General features: G+C 49.8%; 11 protein-coding genes. 5 read left to right on the top strand and 6 right to left on the bottom strand.

The window, feature by feature from the left end:
- Positions 1-5: 5 nt before the first annotated feature.
- The 4 genes from B5F71_RS08805 (at position 6) to B5F71_RS08820 (ending at position 3,877) form a co-directional block, all read left to right on the top strand.
- Positions 6-1,490, top strand: a complete 1,485-nt coding sequence (locus B5F71_RS08805; RefSeq protein ID WP_087209422.1) for a DUF5687 family protein — start codon at positions 6-8, stop codon at positions 1,488-1,490.
- Positions 1,491-1,518: 28 nt separating this feature from the next.
- Entirely contained in the window at positions 1,519-2,232 is a 714-nt protein-coding gene (locus B5F71_RS08810; protein WP_022039345.1) for an ABC transporter ATP-binding protein, read from the top strand.
- Positions 2,233-2,443: 211 nt separating this feature from the next.
- Positions 2,444-2,956, top strand: coding sequence for an NlpC/P60 family protein (locus B5F71_RS08815; protein ID WP_087209436.1), 513 nt, complete (start codon positions 2,444-2,446; stop codon positions 2,954-2,956).
- Between the two features lie 18 nt (positions 2,957-2,974).
- On the top strand, positions 2,975-3,877 hold the full coding sequence (locus B5F71_RS08820) for a DUF4858 domain-containing protein (protein ID WP_087209425.1): 903 nt from the start codon (positions 2,975-2,977) through the stop codon (positions 3,875-3,877).
- Between the two features lie 27 nt (positions 3,878-3,904).
- Here B5F71_RS08820 and B5F71_RS08825 read toward each other — a convergent pair whose 3' ends face one another.
- From B5F71_RS08825 to pheT, 6 genes are all read right to left on the bottom strand, one after another.
- Positions 3,905-4,921, bottom strand: coding sequence for an iron ABC transporter permease (locus B5F71_RS08825; RefSeq protein ID WP_022039348.1), 1,017 nt, complete (start codon positions 4,919-4,921; stop codon positions 3,905-3,907).
- A 4-nt stretch (positions 4,922-4,925) separates the two neighbouring features.
- Positions 4,926-6,068 (bottom strand): ABC transporter substrate-binding protein, encoded by a 1,143-nt coding sequence (locus B5F71_RS08830; protein WP_087209439.1) that lies wholly within the window; start codon positions 6,066-6,068, stop codon positions 4,926-4,928.
- Positions 6,069-6,252: 184 nt separating this feature from the next.
- Entirely contained in the window at positions 6,253-6,822 is a 570-nt protein-coding gene (locus B5F71_RS08835) for a flavodoxin family protein (protein WP_022039350.1), read from the bottom strand.
- Positions 6,823-6,826: 4 nt separating this feature from the next.
- Positions 6,827-7,072 carry a TIGR03905 family TSCPD domain-containing protein gene (locus B5F71_RS08840; RefSeq protein ID WP_022039351.1) on the bottom strand — a complete coding sequence of 82 codons (246 nt, stop codon included), beginning with the start codon at positions 7,070-7,072 and terminating at the stop codon, positions 6,827-6,829.
- Positions 7,073-7,295: 223 nt separating this feature from the next.
- Positions 7,296-8,027 (bottom strand): YebC/PmpR family DNA-binding transcriptional regulator, encoded by a 732-nt coding sequence (locus B5F71_RS08845; RefSeq protein ID WP_022039352.1) that lies wholly within the window; start codon positions 8,025-8,027, stop codon positions 7,296-7,298.
- 252 nt (positions 8,028-8,279) lie between these two features.
- On the bottom strand, positions 8,280-10,742 hold the full coding sequence (gene pheT, locus B5F71_RS08850) for a phenylalanine--tRNA ligase subunit beta (RefSeq protein WP_087209426.1): 2,463 nt from the start codon (positions 10,740-10,742) through the stop codon (positions 8,280-8,282).
- Positions 10,743-11,113: 371 nt separating this feature from the next.
- Between pheT and crcB the strand changes: the two genes are divergently transcribed.
- On the top strand, positions 11,114-11,494 hold the full coding sequence (gene crcB, locus B5F71_RS08855; protein ID WP_087209428.1) for a fluoride efflux transporter CrcB: 381 nt from the start codon (positions 11,114-11,116) through the stop codon (positions 11,492-11,494).
- Positions 11,495-12,122: the final 628 nt, after the last annotated feature.

The raw sequence follows: 12,122 nt of genomic DNA on the forward strand, positions 1-12,122 counted from the left end.
TGCCTATGTCACTCTACTCCGATATCCGACGCATACAGAAACTTGACGAAAAGCGGAATCCGATGTTCGAGAAAAACCGCTTCGCCAAAGTAATGATTTATATCGGAATTGCATTTTGGGCAGCATACCTCGTTTTCTTCGGGGTATTGCTGCCCGCTGCTTTTTCCGACAGTTTTCCCAACATGGAACCTTATCACATCTTGAACAAAGGTTTGCTCATTGTCTTGGCCCTCGATTTTCTGATAAGGTTTCTGTTCCCTACTCCAGTACAGGAAATCAAGCCCTTCCTCTTGCTTCCTATACCCAAAAAGAAAGTGATGGCCGCACTCCTTCTGCGAGAAGCCGCCAACCCGTTCAATCTGTTCTGGCTCTTCTTGTTCATCCCCTTTGCCCTGCTTAGCGTCACCCGTTTCTACGGACTGGCAGGAGTGCTGGGATATGCTTTCGGCATTTGGCTGCTCACCGTGGCAAACAGCTATTGGAGCATGCTCATCCGGGTATTGAAGCGTCAGAAATTTGTCTACATCTGCTGGTGCCTGCCTGTTTATGGCATCTTTGCCCTACTTGAGTTCTTACCCGGCACACACTGGGTAAGCACTTTCACGATGAATTTAGGTGAAGCCTTTATCCTGTGGAATCCGCTTGCCTTCATCGGCGCCCTGATACTGGCAGGTATGCTGGGTATGCTTAACCGCAAAGTGCAGCTACACCTTATTTACAACGAACTTTCCCGCGTAGAAGATACCCGCCTCAAACACATCAGCGACTATAGCTTCCTTGACCGTTACGGAAATGTAGGCGATTATATCCGGCTCGAACTGAAGATGCTCGTCCGGAACAAGACCCCCCGAAGCCAGTTCTGGAGTTTCACCATACTGACGGTGCTCTTTGCACTGGCACTGACTTTCGAAGTATATGGAGACGGACTCATGAACGATTTTATTTGCCTGTATTGTTATTGCGTAATGGGACTTTCTACCCTGATACAGACGATGGCAATAGAAGGGAACTACATCGACGGGCTGATGGTTCGCCGGGAAAGTATTTATAATATGCTTTGTGCCAAATACTACGTACAATGTGCCCTTCTTATCATCCCCTTTGTATGTTGCCTGATACCGGTATTCAGAGGAAGCATCTCCTTGCTCATGTCGGTGACTTACCTGATTTTTACAGCAGGCGTCATCTTCCCCGGTGTGATGCAAATGGCGGTGTACAATGACAAGACGGCCCCTCTCAATATGGGACTGATGGGCAAACGCCAAGGCAACAATGCCTATCAGACCGTTATACTGGTCGCTTCGTTCACCCTGCCACTGGTTATCTATAAAGGACTGGAACTGGCATTGGGGGCAACGACAAGTTACATTGTGATGTGCACCATGGGCATAATCGGATTTGTTACCCACCCTCACTGGATACGCAACATCTACATACGATTCATGGCACGGCGCTACCGGAACATGGAAGGATTCAGGAATACAAGATAAAACAATCAGAAAACTTCAAACTCATAAAATGGATATAACAATCAACCATCTGAAGAAAATATATGGCAAGCGTACCGTGCTTGACGTAGACGACTATACCATACACAGCGGAGAAATCCTCGGACTGGTGGGCAACAATGGAGCCGGAAAAACCACTCTCTTCCGGCTTATCCTGGACCTGCTGAAAGCAGACGAAGGAAATGTTTACATCGGTGAAACCGAAGTGAACCAAAGCGAAGCATGGAAAGACACAACCGGTGCCTATATGGACGAAAGTTTCCTTATCGATTACCTCACGCCCGAAGAATATTTCTACTTTGTGGGCAAGATGTGTAACCTTGACAAGACAACCGTAGACCAGCGTCTGGTACCCTACGAACGCTTTATGAACGGAGAAATACTGGGACAGAAGAAACTTATCCGGAACCTCTCGGCGGGCAACAAGCAAAAAGTGGGCATCCTTGCCGCATTGCTCAACCAACCGCAACTCCTGATACTGGACGAACCCTTTAATTTTCTCGACCCCAGTTCACAATCGGCATTGAAACACCTGCTCCATACCTACAACCAGGAAACAGGAGCCATCATCCTCGTATCAAGCCACAACCTGACACACACCATCGAAATCAGTACCCGCATCGCCCTGCTGGAACACGGAAAAATCATCCGCGACATTACTCCCATCAATGATGAAGCCAAGCAGGAACTGGAAAACTATTTTGAAATCGAGACACAGGAATAAACAACATGCTCTCTGTAAAAGAAGGCTACCCTATCGGAAAAGGATAAACTTCTTTTGCAGAGAGAATACTGGTATGCTTTCTATTCCAAAATAGTGTTACGATTCCGTTTTATTCTACTATAATTAGTTATTATTACTCGAAAAAACCGAGCCTTCCACGTCTCTGTATTTGTATTTTCATTACATTTGTTTCCCAATAAATAAAGGAAACATGACCAAACATACCCATATACTCATCGGAGCAATCCTGCTCATCCTCCTGTCCGCATGCGGCACACGCGCTCCACACTACAATTATCGCGAACTGGCACAAGCAGCCATCCGGCTGGATATGGATATCGCAATGGATGACAACCATTCCTTGTACGTGGAAGCCGCAAAATGGATAGGCGTACCTTATCGGTCCGGAGGGACTTCGCGAAGGGGAGTAGATTGTTCGGGACTAACCTACAACATTTACCGCAAAGTATACCGCAAACGGCTGGAACGGAACTCGGACGAACAACGCAAAGAAAACTGCCACAAAATACGCAAAGGAAAACTGCGTGAAGGAGACTTGGTATTCTTCCACAACGGACGCAATAAACGTCGCGCCACCCATGTAGGCATTTACCTGAAAAACAATCGGTTCATCCATACCAGCTCCAGCCAAGGAGTTATTGTAAGCACACTGGATGAACCGTATTACCAGAAATGCTGGATGCAGGGAGGAAGAGTACGTTGAAAAAACAAAAAAGCGAAAATGAGGAACGAAGAATGGAACATCAAGTGGAAAGTACTGACTCTTGTCATACTCTTATCAAGTGAGGCATTTCCTCTGGCTGCCCAAACGCAGGAAAAGAATAAAGAAATCCGCCTGAATGAAGAAGCGGTACGGATGATACAGTTTGACTTTAGCGGCATCGAAAAACCGCAAGAAGAACTGAAAACACATCCGATGAACCAACCCTGGATGGAATTTAAGAAAGACCTGCGCATACCGCGAAGCCTTATCGACACTACGAAAGTAAAGAAACCCACAGGATACATCCGTGCCGAACCTTATACCATATGGACACGCTTTGGCGAGGACCCCGTGTATGATGTGCTGGTACTGGGACGCCCAAAAAAATGGACCATCCACTGGGAGCTCAACCCAGGTGCCGTTTCGCCGGAAGAATACGGGCAAAGTCTTGCGCCAGGGACGGGCATGATGTACGACCGTGCTTCCGGACGTGTCGGAGGCTCTTTAGGTGCCGGAGTTGTTATCGGAGGATTAGATTTCATCGGATTCATATACAACAACCTTACACCTCACGGACGGATGCTGAAACACAACCGTAAACATGCCAATGCCTGGAAAACCTACAAGAATTATCGCCCTACACGTGAGGACAGCCTGAAATTTCCTACTTATTACCGCTTACTACCCGTCTATGCACCGGCAGACAGCGATACCCTTACACACACAGTTCAGGAGGATACCCTTCCGAAAGCAGCCACACCTGCACAAACTCCCGATACAGACCGGTTTTCCAAATACATCCGCCAGCGACAAAGAGAAGACTCCATACGCCGGCAGGAGTATTTCCGCAAAGATAAAATACGAGGAAATTCGTACGACATAGAAAAACAAAACCGACGTTTGCGCGAACGTCAGGAATAATGCGATTTCAAGGAAGGAAATAACCGGCTAGCCTTTACGCCAACGAACCAAGACATAAAGAATGACAGGCGCACCCAGCACAGGAGTGACGGCACCCAAAGGAAGAATGCCACGCTCGCCAGGCAAAAGGCAAAGCAAGTTGCACAAAAGCGCCACGGCACATCCCGCCAGCAAGGTCACAGGAAGAAGAGAGCGGTGATTAGACGTACCCAATAACATACGCGCCACATGAGGAACGGCAAGCCCGATGAAAGCGATAGGACCGCAAAATGCCGTGACCACCGCCGTAAGCAAACCGGCTATCACCAGTAATATACCCCGGACACGGCGTACACGAATACCTAAATTTTCAGCATAACGGGGACCTAACAACAATGCATTCAAGGGTTTCACCATCAACAAGGCGGCCAGCAAGCCCATAAGGGCTATGAACGAAAAAGCGGGCAACTGGACCGAAGACACACCGCCAAAACTTCCCAATCCCCAAATAACAAAAGAATGCACCCCTTCATCGGTAGCAAAGAAATTCAGCAAAGAAATGGCAGACGATGCCAGATAGCCTATCATGATGCCTGCGATGAGCAACATCACATTGCTACGCACCAGCACCGAAAGAAAAAGTACAGCCGACATCACCACCATTGCCCCCACAAAAGCACCCGCCACCATCGAAAGAAAACCCGAAAGCACAAACTGACCTGCCACAATACTCCCGCCGCCTGCCAACAATACCAATGCTACCCCCAAACTGGCTCCGGAACTGATGCCCAAGACCGATGAATCGGCAAGCGGATTATTGAACACGGTCTGCAAAATCAATCCAGATACCGCCAATGCGGCACCACAAAGCAAAGCGGTGATACATTGAGGCACACGCGACTCCCATACGATAAAACTCCACCCTGCATCGGCAGAAGTATCCCCCAGCAGGATAGAGGTAACGGCAGAGGAAGGAATCGGGACCGAACCTACATAAACGGATGCCACCGCCAACGCCAACACCGATGCGGCAAGTAACACGACATAGAGAGTGCTCTTCTTCATACGTTTATTCAAGGGGCGTGAAATAACGCGGCTGGTAATCCGGAAACAAGCCGGGATGAAAAACGGCTATCAGGTCTTTCAGCACATATTCGGGATGGAAAGGAGACTCTTCATAATACGGTATGCGCCCGGTATTGCATCCGTAAACCGTCTTCCGGCGGAACGCATCAAAACCCGTGTATGGCCGATAGTCCTGCTCCAGCCCGGCATAGGTCTTGTCGTGCGACTGGTTATACTTAATGAGCCAGAAATCAGCATGGCGGGCACGGTCGTACACGGTTTCAAACGACAAGGGCACCGAACCACTCTCGCTGATATAGCCGAATACATAACGCGCACCGGCATCGGCATAGAGCTGACCGGTCGTACTCTTGCCTCCCGGCACATACCATGCCGAGCCTTGCTTCAACTCGGCAAACACCAGAGGCTTCTCTTCCACCTGTTCCACCGACCGCCGCAAAGCCTCATACTCCCGCTCTACCTGTGAAAACAAAGAATCGGCTTCCTGCTCCTTCCCCACCAGCATCCCATAAAAACGCATCCATTCGGCACGTCCCAACGGTGAGGTTTCCATATAGTCGGCACATTCTATCAACGGGACATCCAGTTGCCCGATACGCCCGTATGAACCATTCTCGAAAGGTGAAAGCAAGATACCGTCGGGATGCAAGGCAATAACCCGCTCAACGTCGGGACTCATACTGCTCCCTACATCCGCCACCCTGCCGGCACGCACACGCTCATGAATTTGAGGCATACGGATATACGACAAGTCGCACACTCCACTCACCGCATCCAGTGCCTGCAATTCTCCGAACAAGCTGCAATGCACCGACGAATAAACCAGCATCCGCTCTAAAGGAATACGCACCACCGTGCCCTCGGGCAATCCTTCGGGCAATACCCGATGCTTGTCCACCAGCAGATAGGTGTGCAGGATACGCGTAGAATCCCAAGGATTGCGCACCGTAACTTGCGTAAACATCTCATGCTTCACAACGGTAAGATAGCGCGCGTATGCCATCTGCAAGGTATCGCCTTCCTCGGATAGCTGCGCTTGCATATACCGCCTTCCACCGCAAGCCGAAAGCAGGAATGTGCATGCGATAATCCACAAAGACAAGGTCACCCACCATTGTTTCTTCATTTTCTTATTCATCATATACAGTAGATAGAAGAAGTTAGAAGGAGGTATGCCTTCGGCAGGAGTTAAAGGCAAATAGTCCTGCTAGGGCTTCCATGAACAAAAGTATTGGCTTCTAACTCCTTTTAACTCCTTGAAATAACTCCCTTTTTACTCCTTGCCGGCTAAATGCCGGCATTCATTCTATTTATAACTTCCGGATCATCCGGCGGCAACGTTCCAATGTTTTCCCGCTTACAGGATGTTTTTTGGTGCCTCCCACTTCGAGCGTGGCGCTGATCTTAAAGCCACTCCAACGGAGGATTTCGCGCAATGCACGAATGGTGCCACGGCTCTGGCGGAAAAAAACATTAAATGGAAAAGGAGTGGTGCACGTGCTGAGCAGCATAGCCCGTTTACCCTTGTGCAAAGGCTGGGGAATACCTTGCAGACTCTCGCCCATCATCCCGTACACCAGCCGGTCGAACAACACCTTCAGCGTACCTGGCATATTGCCCCAATAGCAAGGAGCCCCGATAACCAGTACATCGCATGCTCCGATGAGCTGGAGCACACGCTGGGCATCGTCTTCAGGCAGTACGCATGCCTGCTTTGTGCGACACACCATGCATCCCTTACAAGGCGCGACATGCAAATCGGAAACACGGACCGACATGACCTGCATCCCTGCCTTTACGGCTTCTTCTTCCATCGCGCCCAACATACGGGATATGTTCCCCTTTGGGCGGGGACTGGCATTGAGTATCAACACGTTCATACAACTATGCTTTTACCGTACGCAACGCCTTGCACAACTGGTCGGGACATGAAGTGGGTTTCGAACCGCACCGGATACCTTCCAGCCGGGCTATCACTTCGCTCACGGGCATCCCTTTCACCAGAGCACTGATGCCTTGCAGATTACCGTTGCATCCCCCGGTATAGCGCACGTCTTTCACGATTCCGTCTTCCACTTCTACCTCGATGCGCGTACTGCAAGTGCCCTCCGTCTGATAATCAATTCTCATAATCCAGCTTCTCCTAATAAAGATTATTCTAAGTAAGTGTGCAAAATTAAATGATATTATCAGAAACACAGATTTCCGCAGATTAGCGCAGATTAAGAACAAATATTAGAATAATAATCCGCGAAAATCTGCGTTAATCTGCGTTTCTGAGCCGACACATTATATCAACTAATTCTCAACATCTACTAATTAAACAATCCGTGTAATCTGTGGTGAAAAAAAATCATTCTTCTTCGGGCTTCATATTGGTATATACCGTCTGCACATCGTCGAACTCTTCCAGGCGTTCCACCATTTTGTTGATGGTTTCGCGCTGTTCGGGAGTCACATCCTTCAGGTCGTTCGGAATATAAGTAAATTCACCTCCTACATCCTCAAACCCGCACTCTTCCAAATGCTTCTGGATGGCAGCATAGCTCTTCGGGTCACCATAAATCGTGATAGTGCCTTCTTCGGGGTCTTCATCGTATTCATCGTCTACATCGTAATCGATGAGGTCGAGAATCAGTTCTTCCATATCCAGCCCGTCTTTCTTCTTGAAAGTGAACACACACTTGTGGTCGAACAAGAAAGCCAGCGAACCGGTCGTACCCAAGTTTCCGCCGAACTTGTTGAATACCGAACGCACATCGGCAACGGTACGGGTCGTATTGTCGGTCAACGTATCGACGAAGATAGCCACCCCGTGCGGGCCGTATCCTTCGTAAGTCATTCCCTTGTACTCGCTCTGGTCCTTGCCCATCGCGTTTTTGATGGCACGCTCGATGTTGTCTTTCGGCATGTTCTCACGCTTGCAGGTAGCGATGACCGAACGCAAGGTCGGGTTGTTTTCGGGTTCCGGTCCGCCCGCCTTTACGGCAATGGCGATTTGTTTTCCCAGACGAGTAAATGTTTTGGCCATGTGGCCCCATCTTTTCAGTTTTGTAGCTTTTCTATATTCAAACGCTCTTCCCATTGGATTATATATTTTAAATGTTGTTGTTTTTTTAAGGGACTAGGTAACTAGGGACTAGGGGACTGGGTTTAGATAGTTCTATACCCTACACGGTATGAATTTGTACACTTCCTTGAACATTTCGTACCGTTTCTGTAGAGACGATGTGCACATCGTCTCTACTACATGGCATATACAAAATGCACAAATTAATGCGCGAGAAGTATAAGTATTCAGAACCTTGTCACCTTGTCAACTTGTTACCTAAAAAATTTATCTCAATTTCGCTCCCAGTTTTGTTTCCAGGTTCTGCACCAGCTTGTTCATCAGCTTGTCTATCTGCTTGTCGTTCAGCGTGGCGTTTTCGTCCTGCAGGGTGAAGCTCACCGCGTAACTCTTCTTTCCGGCTTCGAGGTTCTTGCCTTCGTACACATCGAAAAGCTCTACGCGCTTCAAGAGTTTCTTGTCGGTCTCGTAGGCGATTTTCTCGATTTCGGCAAATTGCACCTGCTTGTCGAGCAAGAGTGCCAGGTCGCGCTTCACGGCAGGATACTTGGAAATGTCCTTGTAAGTCACCGCGTTGTTCTTGACCGCCTTCATCAGCTCCCTCCAGTTCAGGTCGGCATAATACACTTCGTTCTCGATATCGAACCTCTTCAGGAGCTTCTTGTGCAGGATGCCGAGCGTAGCCAGCAACTTTCCGCCACGGGTATGCACCGACAGGGCGGCGGCATAGATGTCATCGCTCAAGGTGCCGAACACCAGCGCGCCGAAGTTCACGCCCAGACGGCGCAGGATGTTCAGCACGTATGCCTTCAGCTCGTACACCGACGAGTCCTCATCGGCGTGCGCCCACGAGTTGCTTACCCGCTTGCCGGTCACCCACAAGCCCATGTGCAGTTCTTCGGAGTAAGGCGCGAGCGCTTTTTCAGGGTTCCGCTTTCCGGCATTATAATGATAGCAATTGCCGAACTCGAAGAACTTCAGGTCGGCATTCTTGCGGTTGGCGTTGTGCTCGATGCTTTCCAGCCCGCCGAACAGAAGGGTGCCGCGCAATACGTTCAGGTCGTTGCTCAACGGATTCATCAGCCGCACCAGGTTTTCGGGCTTATACGTTTCCAGCCCTTCGTAATACGAAGCGGAGGTGAGCGAGTTGTTCAGGATTTCGTTGAACCCGCATCCCACCAGCTGCTCCGACACGAGGTTCTGGAGCTTCACCGACTTGTCTTCGGCTCCTTCCACGCTCAGGCACGCCTTTACCGAAGTGGGGATTTCCACATTGTTGTATCCGTAGATGCGCAGGATGTCTTCCACCACGTCGCACGGACGCTGCACGTCCACACGGTAAGGAGGCACCACCAGCGAAAGCCCTTCTCCGGTCTCGCCCGTGATTTCCATTTCCAGGCTCGAAACGATGCGCTTTATCACCCCGGCAGGGATTTCCTTGCCAATCAGCGAACGGACATACGCATACGGAAGTTCTACCGGGAAGCCGGCTATCGGGCTGGGATAGTTATCCTTGATTTCACAAGCGATTTCACCTCCCGCAAGCTCTTTCGCCAGGATAGCCGCCTCTTTCAGGGCATAAATCACGCCGTTCGGGTCGATGCCCCGTTCGAAACGGAACGAAGAATCGGTGCTCAGCCCTTGGCGGCGTGCGGTCTTGCGCACCCACGTAGGATGGAAATAAGCGCTTTCGAAGAACACGTTGCGGGTCTCTTCGGTAGTGCCCGAATCGAGTCCGCCGAACACGCCCGCGATACACATCGGCTCTTCGGCGTTGCATATCATCAGGTCGCGGTCCGAAAGCTTGTGTTCCACGCCGTCCAGCGTCACAAACGGAGTGCCTTCCGCCACGGTCTTCACCACAATCTTGCCACCCTTTATCTTGTCGGCGTCGAAGCAGTGCATCGGCTGGCCGTAAGCGTGCAGGATGTAGTTGGTGATGTCCACAATGTTGTTAATCGGGCGCAAGCCGATGGCTTTCAGCTTCGCCTGGAGCCATTCGGGGCTTTCCTTCACCGTGACGTTCTTTACCACCACGCCGGCATAGCGCGGGCAAGCCTCGGTGTTCTCTACCACCACGTCGATGTCCAGGTCGTGATTGTCTACCGCAAACGCCTCTACCGAAGGGCGCTTCAGTTCCGCCTCATGCCCGTTCTGCACGAGCCAGGCGTACAGGTCGCGCGCCACGCCGTAGTGCGAGCAGGCATCCGCGCGGTTGGGCGTGATGTCCACTTCCAGCACGTAGTCGCTCTTCACGTTGTAGTAATCCTTGGCAAGCGTGCCCGGCTCCACGTCATCGGGCAGCACGATAATGCCCTCGTGGCTGGTTCCGATGCCGATTTCGTCTTCGGCACAAATCATGCCGTTCGATTCCACGCCCCGGAGTTTCGATTTCTTTATGGTGAAACACTCGTCTCCGTCATACAGCTTGGTGCCCAAGGTAGCTACCACCACCTTTTGCCCTGCGGCTACGTTCGACGCCCCGCATACAATCTGCACGGGGTCGCCCTGCCCCAAGTCGACCGTCGTAATGTGCATGTGGTCGGAATTGGGATGCGGCTCGCAGGTCAGCACTTTTCCGATGACCAAGCCTTCCAGCCCTCCTTTAATCGACTGGACTTCTTCCACTTCGCCTGTTTCCAGCCCGATAGAGGTAAGCGCCGCCGCCACCTGTTCGGGGGTCAAGTCGAAGTTGACGTATTCTTTTAGCCAGTTATACGAAATATTCATATTAAGTATGTTTTGATGTTTTCCTTGTTTTTGATGCGCAAAGTTACAATAAATCTATGAAAAACCATACAAATTTTAAGGACATCAACGAAAATATTCGGTTTTTACGGTGCACAAGAAGATGCGGAAACCTATTTTCTGAAACGCAGATTCACGCGGATTTCCGCAGACTATTTTCATTTGCGCCGCTTTTTTCATTCAAATCCACCGGAAAAAGGCCTATATTTTTGTACCTTTGCGCCCCGAAAACGGATGCCGGAACGCAGATTTACGCAAACATCCCTACATGAATAAAAAAATACAATCTGCGGAAATCCGCGTGAATCCGCGTTTCAAAAAAACCGTAAATAATAAAACCGTAAATAAACAACATGTCCAACGTATTGATAACCATTTTCTTGGGAGGCGGCATCGGGAGCGTGATGCGCTTCGGGGTGCAGGCGGTGATGAACGGGCGCATCCCTCCCCTTTTCTTCCCGTGGGCTACGCTCGGCGTCAACGTGGCGGGAAGCTTCCTCATCGGGCTGTTCTACGCCCTCTCCGCCCGCTTCGGCTTCTCCGACGAGACACGGCTTTTCCTCACCACGGGGCTTTGCGGAGGGTTCACCACCTTCTCCACCTTCAGCCAAGAGAGCCTGACCCTGCTCCGCCAGGGGCATTACGCCGCCTTCGCGCTCTACACCCTTGCCAGCGTGGCGGCAGGCATCGCCGCGGCACTTGCCGGAGGGTGGGTAGGGAAAGCCCACGTATAGACGACCTTGTTTCAACCAAGGTCATCCCACGGGACAGGGTAATTTGAAATTACCTCGTCTCAGAGATAGGGTGGTTTGAAACTACCTTATCTCAGAGACGACCTGCTTTCAAGGTAGGTCGTTGTTGTCTTGCGCAGAGACCCCCTCTGTCAAACATGCACCGTCTCGGCACGTATGCCGGTATGGAGAGGGGAATAGTGAGGGAGGATTCACTCCACAAAGATACGAAAAATTTTTCAATTGGCAATGGATATTAGGCAATGGACAATGGAAAATTGACAATCGGCAATTATTTTTTTTGCCAAGTTGTTTTTAAAAACGCTGAGATGCAAACTATTTGCACAGGCGCGCGGAGCTATATATACCGGAATTTGCATATAGATGCGTGATATATGTAAGATATAAGCATAATGATGACAATGACAAATGACAAATGACAAATGACAATTAACTTTTTCCGGAAAAATTGCCTTAATGGCAGGTGAGCGACATTATAAATTATATTATATATATATTATAATATATATAATATAATTTAATTTACAATTCTCTTTTCTTCTTCGTGGTGCGTTACATCACTTTGTTAATTGTCATTTGTCATTTGTCATTGTCACGATAATACAAGCAT

Origin of the sequence: Bacteroides sp. An269 (assembly GCF_002159755.1) — a bacterium.
Lineage (GTDB): Bacteria > Bacteroidota > Bacteroidia > Bacteroidales > Bacteroidaceae > Phocaeicola > Phocaeicola intestinalis.

Coding starts and splice junctions, on each gene's coding strand:
- B5F71_RS08805 (WP_087209422.1), top strand. CDS start 6: ATGTCACTCTACTCCGATATCCGACGCATACAGAAACTTGACGAAAAG.
- B5F71_RS08810 (WP_022039345.1), top strand. CDS start 1,519: ATGGATATAACAATCAACCATCTGAAGAAAATATATGGCAAGCGTACC.
- B5F71_RS08815 (WP_087209436.1), top strand. CDS start 2,444: ATGACCAAACATACCCATATACTCATCGGAGCAATCCTGCTCATCCTC.
- B5F71_RS08820 (WP_087209425.1), top strand. CDS start 2,975: ATGAGGAACGAAGAATGGAACATCAAGTGGAAAGTACTGACTCTTGTC.
- B5F71_RS08825 (WP_022039348.1), bottom strand. CDS start 4,921: ATGAAGAAGAGCACTCTCTATGTCGTGTTACTTGCCGCATCGGTGTTG.
- B5F71_RS08830 (WP_087209439.1), bottom strand. CDS start 6,068: ATGAAGAAACAATGGTGGGTGACCTTGTCTTTGTGGATTATCGCATGC.
- B5F71_RS08835 (WP_022039350.1), bottom strand. CDS start 6,822: ATGAACGTGTTGATACTCAATGCCAGTCCCCGCCCAAAGGGGAACATA.
- B5F71_RS08840 (WP_022039351.1), bottom strand. CDS start 7,072: ATGAGAATTGATTATCAGACGGAGGGCACTTGCAGTACGCGCATCGAG.
- B5F71_RS08845 (WP_022039352.1), bottom strand. CDS start 8,027: ATGGGAAGAGCGTTTGAATATAGAAAAGCTACAAAACTGAAAAGATGG.
- pheT (WP_087209426.1), bottom strand. CDS start 10,742: ATGAATATTTCGTATAACTGGCTAAAAGAATACGTCAACTTCGACTTG.
- crcB (WP_087209428.1), top strand. CDS start 11,114: ATGTCCAACGTATTGATAACCATTTTCTTGGGAGGCGGCATCGGGAGC.